This is a genomic window from Cellulomonas sp. NTE-D12 (assembly GCF_027923705.1).
Classification (GTDB): domain Bacteria; phylum Actinomycetota; class Actinomycetes; order Actinomycetales; family Cellulomonadaceae; genus Cellulomonas.
Window position 1 is genome coordinate 2,662,875 of record NZ_AP026442.1, and the last position, 21,978, is coordinate 2,684,852.

Annotated in this window: 19 protein-coding genes and 2 pseudogenes; 19 read left to right on the top strand and 2 right to left on the bottom strand. The window is 74.5% G+C overall.

What is annotated here, in order from left to right:
* Nucleotides 1–129 precede the first annotated feature (129 nt).
* The 17 genes and pseudogenes from kdpF (at nucleotide 130) to vanX (ending at nucleotide 18,169) form a co-directional block, all read left to right on the top strand.
* Entirely contained in the window at nucleotides 130–219 is a 90-nt protein-coding gene (gene kdpF / locus QMF98_RS12250; RefSeq protein ID WP_263729417.1) for a K(+)-transporting ATPase subunit F, read from the top strand.
* Nucleotides 219–1,883, top strand: a complete 1,665-nt coding sequence (gene kdpA, locus QMF98_RS12255) for a potassium-transporting ATPase subunit KdpA (protein WP_337973293.1) — start codon at nucleotides 219–221, stop codon at nucleotides 1,881–1,883. Before kdpF ends, kdpA begins: the two co-directional genes overlap by 1 nt.
* The gene (kdpB, locus tag QMF98_RS12260) at nucleotides 1,880–3,970 is read left to right on the top strand and encodes a potassium-transporting ATPase subunit KdpB (RefSeq protein WP_337973294.1); all 2,091 of its coding nucleotides are present in this window, start codon (nucleotides 1,880–1,882) and stop codon (nucleotides 3,968–3,970) included. The genes kdpA and kdpB overlap by 4 nt, the downstream gene beginning before the upstream one ends.
* Nucleotides 3,971–3,992: 22 nt before the next feature.
* Entirely contained in the window at nucleotides 3,993–4,583 is a 591-nt protein-coding gene (gene kdpC / locus QMF98_RS12265) for a potassium-transporting ATPase subunit KdpC (protein WP_337973295.1), read from the top strand.
* 4 nt (nucleotides 4,584–4,587) lie between these two features.
* On the top strand, nucleotides 4,588–7,095 hold the full coding sequence (locus tag QMF98_RS12270) for an ATP-binding protein (RefSeq protein WP_337973296.1): 2,508 nt from the start codon (nucleotides 4,588–4,590) through the stop codon (nucleotides 7,093–7,095).
* Nucleotides 7,092–7,763, top strand: coding sequence for a response regulator (locus tag QMF98_RS12275; RefSeq protein ID WP_337973297.1), 672 nt, complete (start codon nucleotides 7,092–7,094; stop codon nucleotides 7,761–7,763). Before QMF98_RS12270 ends, QMF98_RS12275 begins: the two co-directional genes overlap by 4 nt.
* A 26-nt stretch (nucleotides 7,764–7,789) precedes the next feature.
* Nucleotides 7,790–8,524 (top strand): copper homeostasis protein CutC, encoded by a 735-nt coding sequence (locus QMF98_RS12280; RefSeq protein WP_337973298.1) that lies wholly within the window; start codon nucleotides 7,790–7,792, stop codon nucleotides 8,522–8,524.
* Between the two features lie 54 nt (nucleotides 8,525–8,578).
* Nucleotides 8,579–9,766 (top strand): sensor histidine kinase, encoded by a 1,188-nt coding sequence (locus QMF98_RS12285; protein WP_337973299.1) that lies wholly within the window; start codon nucleotides 8,579–8,581, stop codon nucleotides 9,764–9,766.
* Nucleotides 9,763–10,416: a response regulator gene (locus tag QMF98_RS12290; protein WP_337973300.1), complete on the top strand. Its 654-nt coding sequence runs from the start codon at nucleotides 9,763–9,765 to the stop codon at nucleotides 10,414–10,416. Before QMF98_RS12285 ends, QMF98_RS12290 begins: the two co-directional genes overlap by 4 nt.
* A 132-nt stretch (nucleotides 10,417–10,548) precedes the next feature.
* A complete protein-coding gene (locus tag QMF98_RS12295; RefSeq protein WP_337973301.1) occupies nucleotides 10,549–11,283 on the top strand; it encodes an electron transfer flavoprotein subunit beta/FixA family protein in 735 nt (244 codons plus the stop codon).
* The gene (locus QMF98_RS12300; RefSeq protein WP_337973302.1) at nucleotides 11,283–12,200 is read left to right on the top strand and encodes an electron transfer flavoprotein subunit alpha/FixB family protein; all 918 of its coding nucleotides are present in this window, start codon (nucleotides 11,283–11,285) and stop codon (nucleotides 12,198–12,200) included. Before QMF98_RS12295 ends, QMF98_RS12300 begins: the two co-directional genes overlap by 1 nt.
* Nucleotides 12,201–12,238: 38 nt before the next feature.
* Nucleotides 12,239–13,717: pseudogene (locus QMF98_RS12305) on the top strand (FAD-dependent oxidoreductase); the annotation flags it as partial.
* A 90-nt stretch (nucleotides 13,718–13,807) separates the two neighbouring features.
* Nucleotides 13,808–15,103, top strand: a complete 1,296-nt coding sequence (locus QMF98_RS12310) for an FAD-dependent oxidoreductase (protein WP_337973304.1) — start codon at nucleotides 13,808–13,810, stop codon at nucleotides 15,101–15,103.
* The gene (locus QMF98_RS12315) at nucleotides 15,103–15,387 is read left to right on the top strand and encodes a ferredoxin family protein (protein WP_337973305.1); all 285 of its coding nucleotides are present in this window, start codon (nucleotides 15,103–15,105) and stop codon (nucleotides 15,385–15,387) included. The genes QMF98_RS12310 and QMF98_RS12315 overlap by 1 nt, the downstream gene beginning before the upstream one ends.
* A gap of 107 nt (nucleotides 15,388–15,494) precedes the next feature.
* Nucleotides 15,495–16,532, top strand: coding sequence for an NAD(P)-dependent oxidoreductase (locus QMF98_RS12320; RefSeq protein ID WP_337973306.1), 1,038 nt, complete (start codon nucleotides 15,495–15,497; stop codon nucleotides 16,530–16,532).
* Nucleotides 16,525–17,564, top strand: a pseudogene (gene vanA / locus QMF98_RS12325) (D-alanine--(R)-lactate ligase). The gene QMF98_RS12320 and the pseudogene vanA overlap by 8 nt, the downstream one beginning before the upstream one ends.
* A complete protein-coding gene (gene vanX, locus QMF98_RS12330) occupies nucleotides 17,561–18,169 on the top strand; it encodes a D-Ala-D-Ala dipeptidase VanX (protein ID WP_337973307.1) in 609 nt (202 codons plus the stop codon). Before vanA ends, vanX begins: the two are co-directional and overlap by 4 nt.
* Nucleotides 18,170–18,219: 50 nt before the next feature.
* Here vanX and QMF98_RS12335 read toward each other — a convergent pair whose 3' ends face one another.
* The gene (locus tag QMF98_RS12335; RefSeq protein WP_337975618.1) at nucleotides 18,220–19,338 is read right to left on the bottom strand and encodes a sensor histidine kinase; all 1,119 of its coding nucleotides are present in this window, start codon (nucleotides 19,336–19,338) and stop codon (nucleotides 18,220–18,222) included.
* A 10-nt stretch (nucleotides 19,339–19,348) separates the two neighbouring features.
* On the bottom strand, nucleotides 19,349–20,032 hold the full coding sequence (locus QMF98_RS12340) for a response regulator transcription factor (RefSeq protein ID WP_337973308.1): 684 nt from the start codon (nucleotides 20,030–20,032) through the stop codon (nucleotides 19,349–19,351).
* A 192-nt stretch (nucleotides 20,033–20,224) separates the two neighbouring features.
* Between QMF98_RS12340 and QMF98_RS12345 the strand changes: the two genes are divergently transcribed.
* Together QMF98_RS12345 and QMF98_RS12350 are read left to right on the top strand one after the other, a co-directional pair.
* A complete protein-coding gene (locus tag QMF98_RS12345) occupies nucleotides 20,225–20,866 on the top strand; it encodes a D-alanyl-D-alanine carboxypeptidase family protein (protein ID WP_337973309.1) in 642 nt (213 codons plus the stop codon).
* Between the two features lie 141 nt (nucleotides 20,867–21,007).
* On the top strand, nucleotides 21,008–21,877 hold the full coding sequence (locus tag QMF98_RS12350) for a UbiA family prenyltransferase (RefSeq protein ID WP_337973310.1): 870 nt from the start codon (nucleotides 21,008–21,010) through the stop codon (nucleotides 21,875–21,877).
* The last annotated feature ends 101 nt before the right edge of the window (nucleotides 21,878–21,978 follow it).

Below are 21,978 nucleotides of genomic sequence, written 5' to 3' on the forward strand. Positions count from 1 at the left end.
CGGTGGACGTCCGGCCTGCGGGCCGTGGACGGCGAGGGGTGCGCACGCGATGGCGGACCTGGCGTTCGTGGTGCTGACCGCCCTGTGCTTCGTGGTGCTGGGGCTGCTGGTGCGTGGGTTGGAGCGGCGGTGAACGCCGAGACGTGGGTCGCGCTGGCGATCGCCGCGGCGCTGGCGGGCTACCTGCTGTACGCGCTGCTGCACCCGGAGCGGTTCTGATGTCCGCCGGGGCAGCGGCGGTCGCCCAGATCGCCATCGTGGTCGCGGTGCTGGCGGCGGTGCACGTCCCGCTCGGCGACCACATGGCACGGGCGCTGGAGAGCACCCGGCACCTGCGCGTCGAACGGTGGGTGTATCGCCTGTGCGGCATCGACCCGGACGCCGACCAGCGCTGGGGCGTGTACGCCCGGTCGCTGCTGGCGTTCTCCGGCGTCGGCGTTCTCGTGCTGTACGGGCTGCAGCGGGTGCAGGCGCACCTGCCGCTGTCCCTCGGCCTGAGCGCCGTGAACCCCGCGACCGCGTGGAACACCGCCGCCTCGTTCGTCACCAACACCAACTGGCAGTCGTACTCGGGCGAGCAGACCATGGGCCAGCTGGTGCAGATGGCCGGGCTCGCGGTGCAGAACTTCCTGTCCGCGGCGGTCGGCCTGGCGGTGGCGGTCGCGCTGGTGCGCGGGTTCACGCGCAGCCGTACGGACCGGATCGGCAGCTTCTGGGTGGACGTCGTCCGCTCCGTGGTCCGCATCCTGCTGCCCCTGGCCGTGCTCGCCGCGGTGGTGCTGCTGGCCGGCGGCGTGGTGCAGAACCTGACCGGCGTGCACGACGTGACGACGTTGGCCGGTGGCACGCAGCACCTGGTCGGCGGCCCGGTGGCCTCGCAGGAGGCGATCAAGGAGCTGGGCACCAACGGCGGCGGCTACTTCAACGCCAACAGCGCCCACCCGTTCGAGAACCCGTCCGCGTGGACCAACCTGGTCGAGGTCGTCCTGCTGCTGACGATCCCTTTCTCCCTGCCGCGGACGTTCGGCACGTTGGTGCACGACCGGCGGCAGGGCGCGGCGATCCTCGCCGTGATGGGCACGCTGTGGGGTGCCGCCGTGGCCGTCGCCACCTGGGTGGAGCTGCGCGGTCCCGGAGCGGTGCCGGCGCTGGCGGGCGCCGCGATGGAGGGCAAGGAGGTCCGGTTCGGGCCGGCCGCGTCCGCCCTCTTCGCTGCCTCGACCACCGGCACCTCGACCGGCGCGGTGAACGCCGCGCACGACTCGCTGACCGCCCTCGGCGGCGGCGTCGCGATGATGAACATGATGCTGGGCGAGGTCTCCCCCGGCGGCGTCGGCACCGGGCTGTACGGGATGCTCGTCGTCGCGGTGCTCGCCGTGTTCCTCGCCGGCCTGATGGTGGGGCGCACGCCGGAGTACCTCGGCAAGAAGGTGGGCCGCCGCGAGGTCACCCTCGTCGCGCTGTCGATCCTCACCATGCCGGCGATCGTGCTGGTGGGCGGCGCGCTGACCGCCGGGGTCCCCGCGCTGCGGGCCGCCGCCATCAGCACCGGCGGCCCGCACGGGCTGAGCGAGATCCTCTACGCCTACGCCTCCGCCGGGAACAACAACGGCTCCGCCTTCGGCGCGTTCACCGCCACCTCGACCTACCAGGAGGTCGCGCTCGGCATCGCCATGCTGCTGGGCCGGTTCGTGCCGATCGTGCTGACGCTGGCCCTGGCCGGCTCGTTCGCCGCGCAGCGGACCGTGCCGCCCGGCGCGGGCACGCTGCCCACCCACACCCCGGTGTTCGTCGGGCTGCTGGTGGGCGTCGTCGTCATCGTCGCCGGCCTGACCTTCTTTCCCGCGCTCGCGCTCGCACCCTTCGCCGAGGCCCTGTCATGACCGTCACCGCGCTGCCAGCCCCCGCTCCCGACCTGCCGAGCACCCGGCCCCCGGCCGGGGCGTTCGAGCCGCGGCAGCTGCTCGCCTCGCTGCCGCAGGCTCTGCGCAAGCTCGACCCGCGCCACCAGCTGCGCTCCCCCGTGATGTTCGTGGTCTGGGTGGGCGCGGCGCTGACCACGGTGCTGGCGGTGCTGCACCCCAGCGGGTTCGCGTGGGCCATCACCGTGTGGCTGTGGCTGACGGTGGTGTTCGCCAACCTCGCGGAGGCGGTGGCCGAGGGTCGGGGACGGGCCCAGGCGGCGTCCCTGCGCCGCACGCGCACGTCCACCACGGCGCACCGGCTGCGCGCGGACGGCACCCTCGAGGACGTCCCCGGCGTGGCGCTGACGGTCGGCGACCGCGTGGTGGTGACCGCGGGCGAGGTGATCCCCGGCGACGGCGACGTGGTCGAGGGCGTGGCGGCGGTCGACGAGTCCGCGGTCACGGGTGAGTCCGCGCCGGTGATCCGCGAGTCCGGCGGCGACCGGTCGGCCGTCACCGGCGGCACCCGGGTGCTGTCCGACCGGATCGTCGTGCAGATCACCGCCAAGCCGGGCGAGACCTTCCTGGACCGGATGATCGCCCTGGTCGAGGGCTCGGCCCGGCAGCGGACGCCCAACGAGATCGCACTCACTCTGCTGCTGGCGTCGCTGACGCTGATCTTCCTGCTGGCCGTCGTCACGCTGCAGCCGCTCGCCACCTACTCCGGCCGGCCGCAGTCGATCACGGTGCTGGTCGCCCTGCTGGTGTGCCTGATCCCCACCACCATCGGCGCGCTGCTGTCCGCGATCGGCATCGCCGGCATGGACCGGCTGGTGCAGCGCAACGTGATGGCGCTGTCGGGGCGGGCCGTCGAGGCGGCCGGGGACGTCGACGTGCTGCTGCTGGACAAGACCGGCACCATCACGCTCGGCAACCGGCAGGCGGTCGAGCTGGTGCCGGCGGACGGCGTGGCGGCGGACCGGTTGGCGGACGCCGCGCAGCTCTCGTCCCTGGCGGACGAGACGCCGGAGGGCCGCTCGATCGTCGTGCTCGCCAAGGAGGAGTTCGGGCTGCGCGAGCGGCCGGCGGGCCAGCTGGGCCAGACCACGTTCATCCCGTTCTCGGCGCAGACCCGGATGAGCGGGGTGGACCAGTCCGGCCCGGACGGCACCCGGTCGATCCGCAAGGGGGCCGCGAGCGCGGTGATGGCCTGGGTGCGCGAGCACGGTGGGCACCCGACGGCCGACGTGGGCGAGGCGGTGGACGCGATCGCGGGGTCGGGCGGCACGCCGCTGGTGGTCGCCGAGCTGGTGGGCGACGGGCCGGCGCGGGCGCTCGGCGTGGTGCACCTGAAGGACGTGGTGAAGTCCGGCATGCGCGAGCGGTTCGCGCAGCTGAGGGCGATGGGCATCCGGACGGTGATGATCACCGGCGACAACCGGCTGACCGCCGCCGCGATCGCCGACGAGGCGGGGGTCGACGACTTCCTGGCCGAGGCGACCCCGGAGGACAAGCTCGCGCTGATCCGCACCCAGCAGGCCGACGGACGGCTGGTCGCGATGACGGGCGACGGCACCAACGACGCCCCGGCGCTGGCTCAGGCCGACGTCGGGGTGGCGATGAACACCGGCACCTCGGCCGCCAAGGAGGCCGGGAACATGGTCGACCTCGACTCCAACCCGACCAAGCTGATCGAGATCGTCGCGATCGGCAAGCAGCTGCTGATCACCCGTGGGGCGCTGACCACGTTCTCCATCGCCAACGACGTGGCCAAGTACTTCGCGATCATCCCGGCGATGTTCGCCGGCCTGTACCCGCAGCTGCAGGCGCTGAACGTGATGCACCTGCACTCGCCGCAGACGGCGGTGCTGTCGGCCGTCGTGTTCAACGCCCTGATCATCGTGGCGCTGGTGCCGGTGGCCCTGCGCGGTGTCCGGTACACCCCGTCAAGCGCCGCGGCCCTGCTGCGCCGCAACCTGCTGGTGTACGGCCTCGGCGGGATCGTCGTGCCGTTCCTCGGCATCAAGGCGATCGACCTGCTCGTCACGCTGCTGCCCGGCCTGTGACCGGGACGGAACGGGAAACTCGATGACCTCCTGGCTGCGTCAGCTGCTCGCCGGCGTCAAGGTGCTGCTCGTCGCGACGCTCGTGCTCGGCGTCGCCTACCCCCTGCTGGTGCTGGGCATCGGCCGGCTGATGCCCGCCCGCGCCGACGGGTCGCTGGTGCGCGTCGGCGGCACGGTGGTCGGCTCCGCCCTGATCGGCCAGCCGTCCGGCGGCGACCAGTGGTTCCAGCCGCGGCCGTCGGCCGCCGGCGACGGCTACGACCCCCTGGCATCGGGCGGCTCGAACCTCGGCCCGAACGATCCGGGACTGCTGGCCACGGTGCAGCAGCGGCGTCAGCAGGTCGCCGCTCGCGAGGGTGTCGACCCGGCCGCGGTGCCGGCGGACGCCGTGACGGCGTCGGCCTCGGGGCTCGACCCGGACATCTCCCCGGCCTACGCGCGGCTGCAGGTGGCCCGCGTCGCGCGCGTGCGCGGTCTGGACCCGGCCGTGGTCCGCGCGCTGGTGGACGCGCACGTCGAGGGGCGCACCCTCGGCGTGCTCGGCGACCCGCACGTCGACGTGCTGCAGCTGAACGTGGCGCTCGCCGCGCTGCCCGCCGCTGCGGCAGGGTGAGCACGTGGGCAACGCAGATCGGCGGCGCGGGACGCTGCGGGTCTTCCTCGGCGCGGCCCCCGGCGTCGGCAAGACCTACGCGATGCTCGACGAGGCACAGCGCCGGCACGAGCGGGGCGTCGACGTCGTCGCCGGCCTCGTCGAGACCCACGGCCGCGAGCAGACCGCCGCTCAGCTCGCCGGTCTGGAGGTGCTCCCGCGACGAACGATCGCGTACCGCGGCACCAGCTTCGGAGAGCTCGACGTCGATGCGGTGCTGGCCCGCCACCCCGAGGTCGCGCTGATCGACGAGCTGGCGCACACCAACGTGCCCGGCAGCCGCAACGCCAAGCGGTGGCAGGACGTCGAGGAGGTGCTCGACGCCGGCATCGACGTGGTCACCACGGTGAACATCCAGCACCTGGAGTCGCTCAACGACGTGGTCGAGTCGATCACCGGCGTGCACCAGCAGGAGACGGTGCCCGACGAGGTGGTGCGCCGCGCCGACCAGATCGAGCTGGTCGACATGAGCCCGGAGGCGCTGCGCCGCCGGCTGGCGCACGGCAACGTCTACCGGCTCGACAAGGTGGACGCGGCGCTGACCCACTACTTCCGCCCCGGCAACCTCACCGCGCTGCGCGAGCTCGCCCTGCTGTGGACGGCCGACCGGGTCGACGACGCCCTCGCCCGCTACCGCGAGGAGCACGACATCGCGGAGCTGTGGCCGGCGCGCGAGCGGCTCGTGGTCGCCGTCAGCGGCGGCCCCGAGACGGAGACCCTGGTGCGCCGGGGCGTGCGGACCGCGTCCCGGCCGGCCGGTGGCGAGCTGCTGGTGCTGCACGTGTCCCGTGGCGACGGCCTGGCCGGTGCCGGTCCCGAGGCGCTGGCGCGGCACCGGACGTTCACCGAGAGCCTCGGCGGCACGTGGCACAACGTCGTCGGGGACGACGTCGCGGCGGCGATCCTCGACTTCGCGCGGGCGATGAACGCCACACAGGTGCTGCTCGGCGCCACCCGCCGCCGGGGCCCCCTCGGCCGCCTGGCACCCGGGGTGGTGCCGCGGGTCATCCGGGGCGCCGGCGACATCGACGTGCTCGTCGTCACCCACGAGCGCGCCGGCGGCGGCCGCCCGGTCCGGGCTCGCCGGCCAGGACTGTCGGTGCGCCGGGTGGCCACCGCCTGGGCGCTCGCCGTCGCGGGGCCCGTCCTCCTCGGGCTCGCGCTGCGGCAGGCGCAGGCCGCGGCGACCTCCCTGCCGACCGTCCTCATGCTGTTCCTCGCCCTGACCGTCGGCGTCGCGATCGTCGGCGGCGTGGGGCCGGCGCTGTGCGCCGCCGTGCTCAGCGGCCTGCTCAGCAACTACCTGTTCGTCCCGCCCGTCGGCACCCTGACCATCACGCAGCCGCAGAACGCCGTCGCCATCGCCGTCCTGATCGCCGTCGCCGTCGCCGTCTCGGCGGTGGTGGACCTCGCCGCCCGGCGCAGCGTGCAGGCCGTCCGTGCTCGCGGCGAGGCGGACACGCTCGCCTCCGTCTCCGCGGCCGTGCTCCGCGGCACCGACGCGGTGCCGGCCATGCTCACGTCGCTGCGCGAGGCCTTCTCGGTCGACGGTGTCACCCTGCTGACGCGTGCGGACGAGACCTCCGCCTGGGCGCCCGCGCACAGCACCGGGCTCGCGGCGGCCGACCCGTCCGAGGCCGACGTCACCTTCGTCCCCGTGCACCCCACGCTCGCCCTCACGCTGCGGGGACGTCCGCTGTCGGCCGAGGACCTCCGGGTCGTCGCCGCGGTCGGCGTGCACGCCGCAGCCGCGCTCGAGCGCGACGCCCTGCAGGCGCAGGCCAAGGCCGCCCGACTGGAACGCGAACGGACCGCGACGCGGACCGCGCTGCTCGCGGCCGTCTCCCACGACCTGCGCACCCCGCTCGCCGCGATCAAGGCCGGCGTCACCGCCCTGACGAGCAGCGGCGACATCCTGCCGCCGGCCGACCGGGACGCCCTGCTGGACGACCTGACCACCAGCACCGACCGGCTGCAGGCGCTGATCGACAACCTGCTGGACATGAGCCGCCTCGACGCCGGCGCCGTCACCGTGGCCCGCACCCCCGTCGCCCTCGACGAGGTGGTGCTGACCGCGCTGGCCCCGCTCGACGACGAGCGGCTGAGCATCGACGTCCCCGAGGACCTGCCCCTGGTCCGTGCCGACGCCGGGCTGCTCGAACGTGCCGTCGCCAACCTGGTGGAGAACGCGCTGCGGTACACCTCGGGCCCCGTGCGCGTCGTCGCCGGTGCGCTGGCGGACTCGGTGGTGCTGCGGGTGGTGGACCAGGGGCCCGGCGTCCCGGACGAGGACAAGCCGGCGATGTTCACCGCGTTCCAGCGCCTGGGCGACAACCCGCGCGGTCACGGCCTGGGCCTGGGGCTCGCCGTGGCGCGAGGCTTCGTCGAGGCGAACGGCGGCACGCTCGACGCCGAGGACACCCCGGGCGGAGGCCTCACGATGGTGGTCACGCTGCCCCTGGAGGCCCCATGACCCGCGTTCTGGTGGTCGAGGACGATCCGGCGCTCGCCCGCGCGCTGGCGATCACCCTGCGCGCCCACCGGTACGACGTCGTCGTCGCCCACACCGGCGCCGCCGCGCTGGACGCCGCCGGCGGCGGCCACGTCGAGCTCGTCGTGCTGGACCTGGGGCTGCCCGACCTCGACGGCATGGACGTGCTGCACGCGCTGCGCGGCTGGACGAGCGTGCCGGTGGTGGTGCTGTCCGCCCGGCAGACCGCCGACGACAAGGTCGCCGCGCTCGATGCCGGCGCCGACGACTACCTGACCAAGCCGTTCACCATGGACGAGCTGCTCGCCCGCCTGCGGGTGGCGGTCCGGCACGCCGTCCCCGAGACCGCACCCGTGGTCGAGACGGCGACCTTCACCGTCGACATCCCGCACCACCGCGTCACGCGCGACGGCGAGGACGTGCGGGTCACGCCCACCGAGTGGCACCTGCTCGAACAGCTCGCCCGCAACGTGGGCAAGGTGGTGGGCCGCCGCGAGCTGCTCACGGAGCTGCGCGGACCCCATCTCGACCGGCAGACCCACTACCTGCGCGTGTACGTCGCCCAGCTGCGACGCAAGCTCGAGCCCGACCCGGCTCATCCTCGGCACCTGCTCACCGAACCCGGCATCGGCTACCGACTGGTGCCCTGACCTTCCTCACCCCGAAGGAGCCCGCCGTGGACGTCGCGCTCGAGATCGCCGTGCAGGACCCCGAGGGCGTCGCGGCGGCGGTCGCCGGCGGCGCCGACCGGATCGAGCTGTGCACCGCGCTCGCACTGGGTGGCCTGACCCCGTCGGCGGGGCTTGTCCGGGCGGCGGTGGCCGCCGGACGGCCCGTGCACGTGCTCGTGCGGCCGCGTGCCGGGGGCTTCGAGTACAGCGCGGTCGAGCTGGCGGTGATCCTCGACGACGTGCGCCGGGCGCTCGACCTCGGCGCGCAGGGCGTGGTGGTCGGCGGGGTGCGCGGCGAGCGGATCGACACGGCGCTGGTCGAGCGGGTCCGCGCGCTGGCGGGGCCGGCGGAGGTGACGTTCCACCGGGCGTTCGACACGCTGACGGACCTGGAGCCCGCCCTCGACGTGCTCGCCGGTCTCGGCGTGGACCGGGTGCTGACGTCGGGCGGCGCCAGCCGGGTCGCGGACGGGCTGCCGCAGCTCGAACGCCTGGTCGCCCGGGCGGACGGTCGCCTTGAGGTGATGGCGGGATCCGGGGTCGACGCGTCCACCGTGCGAGCCGTGGTGGCGACGGGCGTCGCCGCGGTCCACGCGTCGGCGAAGCGGACGGTGGTCGAGGCGACCCGGGTGGACCTCGGGTCGCTGGCGCAGGCCGGCTCGTCGGCGCGGGAGGCGACGGACGAGGCGGCGGTCCGCGCGCTGCGCACGGCGCTCGACGAGGTCCGTCGGACCAGCTGACGGGCGGGAACACGGTCCCATCCGCGCGCCGAAACCCGCCCCTACCCTGACCTCATGGGTCACGGGCGCTCGTACCTGGCCGAGCTGGTCCGGATCAACGACACGCTGATCTGGTCGCAGGACCGCACCGACTCCTTCGTCGCCGCGGTCGAGATCATCCGCGACATCATGGGCGCCCGCCTGGCGCCGACCTACCTGCAGGACGAGGCCGGCAACCTGCTGGTGCTGGTGACCGACGACCAGACGCGGGACGCGCTGGGCCCCCACTTCGCGACGATGCCGGCGCACGAGCACGTCCGACCGCCGTGGATCAACCCGCAGGAGTGGCCGGTGTCGGCGGCCGACCACCTGGCCGACCCCGCGTGGGCGCTGCTGCCCGACGACTTCAAGGCGTGGTTCGGCGAGTCCGGCGTGGTGGTGTCGATCCACGCCGACGGGCGGCACCTGGGCGCCGTGCTGCTGTGCTTCGACGGGCCGTGGGCGCTGACGACGACCCGCAAGGAGTTCCTCGCGGCGGCCGGACGGATCCTCGGCAACGCGGTGTACCGGTGGCAGGTCGCCGGGCGGGAACGCGAGCTCGGTGCGCTGGAGGAGCGGCGCCGGCTGAGCGACGAGCTGCACGTGGACCTGTCCCAGCAGCTGGCGGCGCTGGGGCTGCACGCCGGCGTGATGCAGCTGGACGCCGCCGCCCGGGACGTGGACCGGCTCGTCGCGGACGTGGACCACCTGGAGCAGCTCGTCTCCACCGCCAACCGGAGCCTGCGGCACCAGATGCTCGGCCTGCGCACCGACGCCGAGATGGTCAAGGGCACCTTCGTCGCGCAGGTGCGCTGCCACCTGGACAACTTCGAGCGGCAGTTCGGCATCCCGGTCACGCTGGAGTGCACCGGCGACGCCGACCAGGTGCCGCTGGCGGTGGCGGCCCAGCTGATCCGCGTCCTGCAGGAGGCGCTGGCGAACGTGCACCTGCACGCGCACGCCGCCGCCGTCACCGTCCGGCTGCTGCCCACCTCGACGCGCATCCGCCTCGAGGTGGAGGACGACGGCAACGGGTTCGACCCCACCTCCGTGCCCGACTCCCGGCTCGGCGTCCGGATCATGTCCGAGCGGATGCAGCAGGTGGACGGGGTGGTGCAGTTCGGCCGCGGCGCCGCCAGCGGGACGCTCGTCACCGCGGAGGCGCCGCTGCGGCGCGCCGGCTCGTCGTCGGCGATGCCGTCGCGCGTCGGGGTGGCGTCATGACGCCGACCACCGTGCTCGTGGTGGACGACCACGCGCTGTTCCGCGACGGGCTGACCGCGCTGATCAGCCGGTGGGACGACTTCGTGGTGGTCGGCACCGCGGCGGACGGCGCCGAGGCGATCCGGCTGGCGCGCAGCCTGCGGCCCGGGCTGATCCTCATGGACGTGCGGATGGAGCCGGTCGGCGGGGTCGAGGCGACCGCCGCGATCACCACCGCCGACCCGGACGTCCGGGTGGTGATGCTCACCATGTCCAGCCTGGGCGAGGACGTGTACCAGGCGCTGCGGAACGGCGCGCACGGGTACCTCAGCAAGGACGAGCGCGCGGACCGGCTGCACGAGTACCTCGCCGGCCTGATGCGCGGCGAGGCCGCGATGTCCTCCACCATCGCGGCGCGGGTGCTGGCCGAGTTCGGCCTGCCGGGCGGCTCCGGCACCCCGATCCCGCCGGCGCACGAGCGGCTGACCCACCGCGAGCGCGACGTGCTGCGGTTCCTGGTGGACGGGCTGTCCAACGAGGAGATCGCCCAGCAGCTGTTCCTCTCCGAGGCGACGGTGAAGAAGCACCTCGGCAGCATCATGACCAAGCTCCACGTGCGGAACCGGGTGCAGGTGGCGGTGTTCGGGGTGCGGCAGGGCATCGTCCACTAGGGCGAGCGGTAGCCGATCGGCTACCCCGGCGTACCCGGTCGGTGCTGGTCCGCCCCTGCGCCCCGCCGGTTGACTCGAGGCAGTCACGGTGCGCGCAGACGCGCGCCGTCCGGCTCGAGCGAAGAGGCGTCGATGAGGGCAGTGGTGGTGTACGCGTGGGCCCGGTCGGCCGCAGGGGCGATCGTGCACGCGGACGGTGGGGTCGAGTGGCGCAACGCCCGGCCGGTGGCCGGTGAGGACGACCCCGCGGCGGTCGCCGCGGCCCTGGCGGTGGCCGGCCCGGACGGCGAGGTCGTGGGGCTGACGCTCGGCGACGCGGACGCCAGCTGGGCGCTCGCCCGCGGTGCCGCCCGCGCGGTGCGGGTGACCGATGCGCCGGCGTCCGACGACGAGGGCGTCACGGCCGCGGTGATCGCAGCGGGCGTCCGGTCGGTGGCGGACGTCGACGTGGTGGTGGTCGGCGACAGCGAGGAGCACCCCGGTGTCGCGGCCGCCGTCGGCGCGCGGCTCGGCTGGCCGGTGGTGGCGGGCGTGGTGTCCGCCGCGCCGTCGGGTGCCGGGATCGAGGCCGTCCGGCGTGCCGGTGACGTGCAGGAGACCGTCGTGGTGACCTGCCCGGCCGTGCTCGGCGTGGCGGCGGAGGGTGCGGAGAACCGCACCCCCGGCATGAAGGAGCAGCTCGCGGCCCGCAAGCGTCCGGTGGTGACGACGACGCTCGCCGAGCTGGGAGTGGACACGCTGCCCGCCACGGTGGTCCCGGGGGGCAGCCGGCTGCCGGAGCAGGCCCGGACCAGGGTGTTCGAGGGAGAACCGGACCAGACCGCGCGGCAGCTGGTCGCCGCGCTGCGGGCCGAGGGGGTCCTGTGATGAGCGACGACACCTGGCTGCTGGCCGCCGCCGGCGCCCACCTGAAGGGCGCCGTCGGCACCGCACGTGCGGCGGGCGGACGGGTCACCGTGCTGGCCGTCGGCCCCCGGGAGCTGGCCGACGCCGCCGCGGCCGCCGCACCCGACGAGGTCCGGTGGCTCGAGACGGCCGACGACCAGCCGGCCGAGGCGTGGGCCGCCGCCCTCGCCGCCGAGGTGGCCACCGCGGCGCCGCACGTGGTGCTCGCACCGTCCGACCCCGCCTCGCGCACCCTGCTGGCGGCCGCGGCCGTGCCGCTCGGCGCGGCGCTGCTGACCCGGGTGCTCGCGGTGCGACCGCAGGACGGCGCGCTGGTCGTCGACCGCTCGTCCCTCGGCGGTGCTGTGGTGGAGACCCTCACCGTGCACGGCCCGCTCGCGGCCGTCCTGGAGGACGCGGACGACGCACCGCCCGCCGCGGCGCCGGCCACCGTCGCTCCCCTGGCACCCGCCGGCACACCGGTCCCGATGCAGGTGAAGCGGGAGCCGCTGCCCGGTGCCGCGGCCGGCATCCGGGACGCCGCCCGCGTCGTCTCCGTCGGCCGGGGCCTGCGGTCCAAGGACGACCTGGCGCTGCTCGACGGCCTGCTCGCGGCGCTCGGCGCGGAGCTGGCGTGCTCGATGCCGGTCGCCGACGACCTGGGCTGGGTCCCCAAGGAGCGGTACGTCGGCCGGTCCGGCCAGCACATCGCCCCGCGCCTGTACCTGGCGCTCGGCATCTCCGGGATGCCGCAGCACCTGGAGGGCGTGCGCGACGCGAAGGTCGTCGCCGCGGTGAACAGCGACCCGGCGGCCCCGATCTTCCGCACGGCCGACTACGGCGTGGTGGGCGACCTCTACGAGGTGGTCCCCGCGCTCGTGGCCGCCCTCGCCGAGTAGCGCGCGCTCCCCGCACCACAGGGTCACATCACAGTCACACCACGAGAGAAGAGAACGAGATGTCAGAGCAGTTCGACGTCGAGTACGACGTCGTCGTCGTCGGTGGCGGCGGCTCCGGGCTGTCGGCGGCCGTGCAGGCCGCGCAGAACGGGCTGACGGTCGCGGTGCTGGAGAAGATGCCGCAGCTGGGCGGCTCCTCGGCGTTCGCGGAGGGGCACGCGGCGTTCGAGTCCGACGAGCAGGCCAAGCGCGGCATCCACGTCTCCAAGGACGAGGCGTTCCGCGCCTACCTGGACTACAGCCACTGGCGCGCCGACGCGGCGATCGTCTCCCGGTTCGTCGAGAACGCCGCCACCACCATCGTCAAGATGCGCGAGCTCGGTGCGGTGTACGAGGAGGTCATCGTCACGGCCGAGGACCAGCCGGGTGAGCTGGTGACGTGGCACATCCCGCGCGGCGAGGTGGCGCACGTGCTCGAGCTGATGGAGGCTCGCGCCCGCGAGCTCGGCGTGGAGATCTACCTGCAGACCGCGGCGAACAAGATCCTGATGGCGGACGGCCGGGTGGCAGGCATCGTCGTCACGGACGCCGACGGCGAGCAGGTGCGCATCGGCGCCAAGGCCGTCATCGTCGGCACCGGCGGGTACGCGAAGAACCCCGAGATGATCAACCGCTTCTCCACCTGGGACTGCGGCGACCAGATGATCAACGTCGGCGGCGAGGGCAACACCGGCGACGGCCTGAGCATGATGTTCGAGGTCGGCGCCGTGCCGTGGTCGTCGATCGGCACCATGCTGCTGTTCCCGTTCATGCGCGGGAAGACGGTCACGTCGCACACCAACACCGCGGGCTTCCAGCCCTACCTGTGGGTGAACCGGGAGGGCCGCCGCTGCACCAACGAGATCTGCGGCCTGAACTTCGGCAACGCCGGCGACGTGGTCGCGGGCCTGCCGGGCAGCATGTTCTGGACCATCATCGACACCGCTCAGGTGAACCACCTGGTCACGGACGGGTGCGAGGTGGGCCTCGGCGTCTACGTCCGCACCGGCGAGAAGCTGGTCAACCTGCCCGCCGAGCTGGAGGCCGACGTGGCCGCCGGCACGGTCTTCAAGGCCGACACGCTCGAGGAGCTCGCGCCGCAGCTGGGCGTCGACCCCGAGGTGCTGGTCAGCGAGGTCGCCGCCTACAACCGGGCCTGCGCCGAGGGCAAGGACACCAAGTTCCACAAGGAGAAGTACCTGATCCCGGTGCAGGAGGGCCCGTTCTACGCCATCAAGATGGAGCCCGGGATCATGGTCACGATGGGCGGCATCAAGATCAACGAGAACATGCAGGTGATCGGCGAGGACGGCCAGCCCATCGAGGGCCTGTACTCCGTCGGCTGCGACGCCGGCGGCCTGTTCGGCGACTCGTACATCCTCACCGTCCCCGGCTCGGCGAACGGCTTCGCGCTGACGTCCGGCTGGCTCGCCGCCGACCACGCCGCGGAGACGATCAAGAAGCTCGTCACCGCCTGAGACGGCGGGGTGGGGCCGGTCTCGTCTTCCCCGAGCGGGCCGGCCCCGCCCCGCGCTCTTCCGTGTGCCCGACGAGCGAGGAGATCGACGATGGACGAGGACGTGTTCGACGTCCTGGTGGTGGGTGCCGGCATCGCCGGCTGCGTGGCCGCCTACCGGCTGGCGCAGGCCGGCCGGTCGGTGGTGCTGCTGGAGCGCGGTGCCGAGCCCGGCTCGAAGAACCTGTCCGGCGGGGTGCTGTACTGCCGCGTGCTGGAGCAGGTGTTCCCCGGGTTCGTCGACCAGGCGCCTGTCGAGCGCAGGATCACCCGCAACACCCTGATGTTCCTCAACCCGACCTCCTCGGTCAGCGTCGACTACCGCGACCAGCGGCTGGCGGAGCCGGTCAACGCGGTCACCGTGCTGCGTGCGCGGCTCGACGCGTGGCTGGCGCGGCAGTGCGAGGACGCCGGCGTGATGGTGATGCCGGGGATCCGGGTGGACGGGCTCCTGCGCGACGGCGAGCAGGTGGTCGGCGTGCGGGCCGGTGACGACGAGCTGCGGGCCCGCATCGTGATCGCGGCGGACGGGGTGAACTCGTTCCTCGCCCGGTCGGCCGGCATCCGCGGGCCGGAACCGACCAAGCACCTGGCCGTCGGCGTGAAGTCGGTGGTGGGTCTGCCACGCGCCGTGATCGACGAGCGGTTCGGGGTCAGCGGTGACCAGGGTGCCGCGTACGCGGTGGTCGGCGACTGCACCCAGGGGATCGCCGGCGGCGGCTTCCTGTACACCAACGCCGAGTCGCTGTCCGTCGGCGTGGTGCTGCGGCTGGACGACCTGGTCGCGTCCGGGCTGCAGACGTCGGCGATCCACGACGCGTTCCTGGCGCACCCGTCGATCGCGCCGCTGCTCGAGGGCGGTGAGCTGCTGGAGTACGGCTGCCACCTGACCATCGAGGACGGGCCGGCGATGGCCGCGCACGACCTGACCCGGCCGGGCCTGATGATCGTCGGCGACGCCGCCGGCTTCACGCTGAACACCGGGATGACCGTCCGCGGGATGGACCTCGCCGCCGGCTCGGCGATCGCGGCCGCGGCGGCGGCGGACCGGGCACTGGCGGCCGACGACGTCTCGCAGGGGGCGATGGACGGCTACCTGGCCGAGCTGTCCCGCTCCTTCGTCGGCGCCGACATGGCGACGTACGCCAAGGCGCCGGCGTTCCTCGACAGCACGTTGCTCTACGACAAGGTCGGCCCGATGCTCGCCGACGTGATGCACGGCGTGTTCGACCTGGACACGAGCCCGCGCCGGCACCTGCGCACCACGGCACGGCAGGCGGTCCGCACGTCCGGCGTGCCGCTGCGGAAGCTGGCGGGCCTGGGTGTCGCCGCGATGAGGGGGTTGTGATGCAGCTCGGCACCGTCCCGGAGCGGCTGGCCCGGAACCAGTACGACGTCGACGAGGGCACGCCGCACATCGAGGTGCACCAGGACGTGGTGCGCCGCACCGGCGCCGCGCCGCTGCTGGTGCGGATCTGCCCGGCGCACGTGTACACCGAGGAGCCGGACGGCAGCGTCGGGTTCACCGCGGCGGCGTGCCTCGAGTGCGGCACGTGCCTGGCTGTCGCACCGGACGCGGTCGGCTGGCACTACCCGCGGGGTGGGTTCGGGGTCGCGTACCGCCAGGGCTGACACGCCGCGGCACGGCACCCCGGACGTCCGACGGGCCGGGCGCGTATCGCCGACGTATCGGCGTCCGCATACGGCCGGGCAACACGCCGCTGCCTTGACTGCAGGTCATGAGTCACCGGCACCCCGCGCTCGCCCTGGTCGACCACCCCGCACCGGCGGCTTCGCCGCCGACACCCCCCGCCGCCACCGGCGTCACCGTGTACGGCTGCACGCCGGACGAGGCCGCCCTGGTCCGGGAGCTCGCGCCCGCGCTCGGCGTGCGCCCGACCCTCACCGCGGAGCCCCTGTCCGAGGCGAACGTCGCGCTGGCGCACGGCAACCGGTGCGTCAGCATCGACCACCGGGCGCCGGTGGCGAGCCGGACCCTCGTGGCGCTGCGCCGAGCGGGGGTGGAGCACCTGTCCACGCGCAGCATCGGGCTGGACCACGTCGACGTGGCGGCCGCCCGCACCATCGGCCTGAGCGTGCAGAACGTGACGTACGCACCGGACGGCGTCGCCGACTACACGCTGATGCTGATCCTCATGCTGGTGCGGGACGCCCGGCGGATCGTCCGACGGGTCGACGCGCAGGACTACCGGATCGTCGGAGGCCGGCACCGCGAGCTGCGGGACCTGACCGTCGGCGTGGTCGGCACCGGCCGCATCGGCACCGCGGTGATCGACCGGCTGGGGGCCTTCGGGTGCCGGGTGCTCGCCTTCGACCGGCGTCCGACGCCCGGCGTCCAGAGCGTCCGGCTGGACCAGCTGCTGCGCGCCAGCGACGTCGTGACGCTGCACACCTCGCTCACCGCGGACACGTACCACCTGGTCGACCGCGAGCGCCTCGCGCTGCTGAAGCCGGGTGCCCTGCTGGTCAACACCGGCCGCGGTGCGCTGGTCGACACCGCGGCGCTGGTCGACGCGCTCGAGTCGGGCCGGCTCGGGGGCGCCGCGCTGGACGTCGTCGAGGGTGAGGAGCGCCTGTTCTACGCCGACCACCGGGCGGACGCGGGCGGCGACGACCCCCTGCACCAGCTGGCCGGGCTGCCGAACGTGCTGGTCAGCCCGCACACCGCGTACTACACGGACAGGGCGCTCCGCGAGACGGTCGAGCAGAGCCTGCTCGGCTGCGTGCAGGCCGAGAGGGGGGTGCGGCGTGCCTAGGCTGCGGATCGGCATCCTGTTCGGCGGGATGTCGGAGGAGCACGACGTCTCCGTCCGGTCGGCCCGTGAGGTGGCGGCCGCCCTGGACACCGAGCGGTACGAGCCGGTGTGGGTCGGCATCACCCGGTCCGGCACGTGGCGGCTGTGCGACGGGCCGGGCGGCGACTGGGACGAGCGCCGGGGAAGTCCGGCGGTGCTGGTGCCGGACCGCGGTGTGCGCGGCCTGCTGGTGCTGGAGGGCGGCCGGTACCGGACGGTGCGCCTGGACGTGGTGCTGCCCGTGCTGCACGGCAGGTTCGGTGAGGACGGGTCGGTGCAGGGGCTGCTCGAGCTGTCCGGGGTGCCCTACGTCGGCTGCGGCGTGGCCAGCTCGGCGGCGTGCATGGACAAGTCGCTGGCGTACGTCGTCGCGCGCGGCGCCGGGGTCGCGACGCCGGACTTCCGGACGGTCGGGCCCGACGACGACGTCGACGCGGAGGCTCTGCCGTACCCCGTGTTCGTCAAGCCGGCGCGCTCCGGCTCGTCGTTCGGCGTCAGCAAGGTCTCGGGCCCGGAGGACCTGCCAGCCGCCGTCCGGACCGCCCGGCGGTACGACGCGAAGGTGCTGGTCGAGGCGGCGGTCGTCGGCCAGGAGGTCGGGTGCGCCGTGCTGGGGAACGGCGCCGACCTGGTGGTGGGCGAGGTGGACCGGATCGCGCTGTCGCACGGGTTCTTCCGCATCCACCAGGAGGACCGGCCGGAGGCGGGTTCGGAGAACTCGACGCCGATCGTCCCGGCCGACATCCCGGACGAGTCGCGGGACCTCGTCCGACGGACCGCGACGACCGTGTACCGCGCCCTCGGCTGCACGGGACTGGCACGCGTCGACCTGTTCCTCACCCAGGCCGGCACCGTGGTGCTCAACGAGGTGAACACCCTGCCCGGCCTGACGTCCTACAGCCGCTACCCGCGGATGATGGCGCCGCCGGCCTGCCGCTCGCCGAGGTGGTCGACCGGCTCGTGGACCTCGCCCTGGAGGCGGGAGCCCGATGAGGGACGACTTCGTCTTCGTCGACGAGGCGGTGCCCGGCATCCGCTGGGACGCCAAGTACGCCACGTGGGACAACTTCACCGGCAGACCGGTCGACGGGTACCTCGCCAACCGCGTGGTCGGCACCCGCGCCCTGTGCGCGGCGCTCGCGGACGCGAAGGCCGGTGCCGCCGCGCTCGGGTTCGGCCTGCTGCTGTGGGACGGCTACCGCCCCCGCCGGGCGGTCGACTGCTTCGTGCGGTGGTCGCGCAGCCCCGAGGACGGTCGCACCAAACGACGGCACTACCCCAACCTCGAGCGGCACCAGATCCTCGAGCAGGGGTACGTCGCCACCCGTTCGGGCCACAGCCGCGGCGCGACCGTCGACCTGACGCTGTACCACCTGGCCACGGGCGAGCGCGCCGCGATGGGCGGCGACCACGACCTGATGGACCCGGTGTCCCACCACGGTGCGCCGGGCGTCACGCCGGCCGAGGCGGAGAACCGGGAGTGCCTGTGCGCCGTGATGGAGGCCTGCGGGTTCGAGCGCTACCCCTGCGAGTGGTGGCACTACACGCTGCGCGACGAGCCGTACCCGGACATGTACTTCGACTTCCCGGTGGCGTGACGGCGCGCGGACGACCCGCGGCCGGCGCGCCGCCGACGGCCGATCGGGCGTCAGCCGACCGGGGATGGTGCGGCCGGCAGCCGCACCCGCACGCGCAGACCGCCCTCGGCCCGCGGCGTGAGGGTCACCGTGCCGTCGTGCGCCCGTGTGATGCTGTCGACGATCGCCAGGCCCAGGCCGACGCCCACCTGGTCGTCGTGCACCCGCTCGGTACCGCGTTGGAACGGTTCGGTGAGGGTGGGGACGAGCTCGGGCGCGAGCCGCGGACCGGTGTTCTCCACCGTGAGCACCACCCAGCCGGGCCGGGCCGTCGTGCCGACCTGCACGGTGCCCCGCACCAGGCCCTGACCAGGCACGTTGTGCACGATCGCGTTGTGCAGCAGGTTGGTGACCAGCTGCAGCAGCAGGGCGTGCGAGCCGAGCGTGACGGCGGCGTCCCCGGTCGTGGTGACGACGGTCCCCTGCTTCTCCGCCAGCGGCAGCAACGTCTCGGCGGCCTCCTCGGCCAGCACCGACAGGTCGACGCGCTCGCGCGTGAACGACCGCTGGTTGGCCCGGCTGAGCACCAGCAGCGCCTCGGTCAGGTCGATCGCGCGTGCGTTGACCGTCTGCAGCCGCTCCAGCAGCCGGTCGGTGTCGCGGTCGGGGTCCTTGCGGGCGACGTCGAGCATCGTGCGGGTGATCGCCAGCGGCGTGCGCAGCTCGTGGGAGGCGTTGGCGGCGAACCGGCGCTGCTCGGCGTCGTGCGCCTCGAGCCGGGCGAGCATCGTGTCGAACGCGTCGGCGAGCTCGTGCAGCTCGTCGTCCGAGCCGGGCAGCTGGATCCGGTGCGACAGGGAGCCGGCCGCCGCCAGGCGGGTCGCCTCGGTGATGCGGGTCAGCGGCGCCAGCATGCGCCCGGCCAGCAGCCAGCCGCCGACCAGACCGAACACCAGCAGGAAGACGGCGGCCTCGGCCGCCCTGGGCGCGAACGCCCGCCACAGGTCGGACCGCCCGGGGATGAACAGGTTCGGCCCACCGATCCGACCCGGCACCAGCTCCCGGGGGACGCTCACCGCGTCGGCCGGCACGTACCGGAGCAGGAACAGCAGGACCACGGCCAGCAGCAGCGCCCCGGCGATCATCAGGAACCCGGCGTAGCTGAGGGTGAGCTTGAGCCGCACGCTCAGCCCCGGACGCCTAACCACGCGCGGCGCCCGCCGGGGGTGCGTCGATGCGGTAGCCGACGCCCGGCACCGTCGCGATCACCCACGGCTCCCCCAGCCGCTTGCGCAGCGCCGAGACCGTGATCCGCACGGCGTTGGTGAACGGGTCGGCGTTCTCGTCCCACGCCCGCTCCAGCAGCTCCTCGGCGCTGACCACGCCGCCGTCCGCCGCCAGCAGCACCTCGAGCACGGCGAACTGCTTGCGGGTCAGCGCCACGTAGCGGCCGTCCCGGTAGACCTCGCGCCGGAACGGGTCCAGACGCAGGCCGGCGAGCTCACGCACCGGAGGCCTCAGGTGGGCGCGGCGGCGGTCGAGGGCCCGCAGCCGCAGCACCAGCTCCTGCAGCTCGAACGGCTTGGTCAGGTAGTCGTCGGCGCCGAGCTCGAAACCGGTCACCTTGTCGTCCAGCCGGTCCGCCGCGGTCAGCATGAGGATCGGGGTTCCGCTGCCGGACGCGACGATGCTCGCGGCGACCTCGTCGCCGGACGGCCCCGGGATGTCCCGGTCGAGGACGGCGATGTCGTAGGAGTTGACGCTCAGCAGCTCCAGGGCGGTGTCGCCGTCTCCGGCGAGGTCCGCGGCGATCGCCTCGAGGCGCAGGCCGTCACGGATCGCCTCGGCCATGTAGGGCTCGTCCTCGACGACCAGCACACGCACCCACCGGATGCTACGAGGCCGCACATATGGTCCGCGTATAGGCAGCCGCATACGGGGTGACAACGCGCCGGCGCCTGGACTGGCGGCATGGAACGAGTCCCAGCGGTGCGGGGCACGCGACCGGCGGTGCCTGGCGTCCGGCCGGCGGTACGACGACCGCGGCAGCGCCGGGTCAGGCGGACGGTCGTCGGCGTGGCAGCCCTGGTGGTGGCGGGCGCTGCCGTGGTCGGCACGCTCGTGCACGACTCCGCCTCCGCGTCGGCCGTACACGAGCCTCCCTCGGCGTCAGCCGTCCACGACTCTCCCTCCCCGGCAGCCGTCCACGACTCGGCGTCCGCGTCGTCGATCCCCACCGGCGAGGCCGCCGCTCCGCCGGACGTGACGCAGGCCGACGGCCTGCTGCCGGCCGGCGTCACCCCGTCGGACACCCGCTACCCCGGTGTCGCGAACCTGCGCCCGGACCTGCTCGCCGCCCTGCGTCGCGCGGCCGCGGACGCCGCGGCGGCCGGTGTCCGTCTCGACGTCACCAGCGGCTGGCGCTCCGCCGCCTACCAGGGCCGACTGCTGAGCCAGGCGGTCGCCACCTACGGCTCGTCGGCGGAGGCCGCCCGGTGGGTCGCCGGCCCGACGACCTCGTCGCACGTCTCCGGCAGCGCCGTCGACGTCGGCCCCACCGCCGCGACGTCGTGGCTGGCCCGGCACGGCGCCGCCTACGGGCTGTGCCAGACCTACCGCAACGAGCCCTGGCACTACGAGCTGCGCCCGGCGGCGGTCCGCACCGGGTGTCCCGCGATGTACGCCGACCCGACGCAGGACCCGCGCCTGCAGCCGTGAGCAGGCCGGCGCAGCCCCGCCCGTGCCGTCCGGCCCGCGGGGTGCCACGCTGAGGCGGACGCCGGCTCGACGCCCCGGCGCCCCTGCGCCTGCCGCTCCCGGCGGCCCGCAGGCCCGTTCGGTCGGACACACGGAGGCCCGGTGCGCACCACGACGACCACCGACGCCCCCCGGCTGGACCCGCGACGACCCGCCGTCGTGGACCTGCTGCTCGCCTCGCACGCCGGACCGACCGCGGCGGTGTCCGCCCTGGCCGGCGTGCTGGTGGTCACCGCCGGCGCCGGTGCTCGCAGCGTGCTGATCGTCGCGGCGGTGCTCGCCGGCCAGCTGTCCGTCGGGTGGTCCAACGACTGGCTGGACGCGGTGCGCGACGCCGCGGTGGGCCGGACCGACAAGCCCGTCGCCGCCGGGCGGCTGGCGGCCGGCACCGTGCGGGTCGCCGCGCTGAGCGCCGCCGCGGCCTGCGTCGTGCTCTCGCTGCTGCTCGGCTGGGCGGCCGGCATCGTGCACCTGGCGGCGGTCGCGTCCGCCTGGTCGTACAACCTGCGGCTGAAGCGGACCGCGTGGTCGTGGGCGCCGTACGCCCTCTCGTTCGGCCTGCTGCCGCTCGCGCTCGCGCTGGCCCTTCCGGCGCGGCCGACGGCGGCGTGGTGGGCGATCGGCGCGGGGGCGCTGCTCGGCACCGGGGCCCACGGGCTCAACGTGCTGCCGGACCTGCTCGACGACGCGGCGACGGGGGTGCGCGGCCTGCCGCACCGGCTCGGAGCCGTCCCCACGGCCGTGGGCTCGGCGGCCGTCCTGCTGGTCGCGACCGTGCTGCTGGTCACCGGGCCGCCCGGCGGGGTGTCCGTCGCGGACTCGGTGACCCTGGTGCTCGCCGCGGCCGTGGCGGCGGCCGGTGCCACCGTGGCGCTGCGGCACCCGCGCAGCCGCCTGCCCTTCGTCGCCGCCATCGCCGTCGCCGCGATCGACGTGGTGCTGCTCGCCGGCTCGCCGTGGACGGTGCGCTGACCGGTCGACCGGCCCGCGGCCGCGCGGGCGGGTGTGCACGCGGGTGCACGCGAGCGCGCGGGCGGGGGATGTCCCCCGTGCCCGCTCGGCGGCGGGCACCC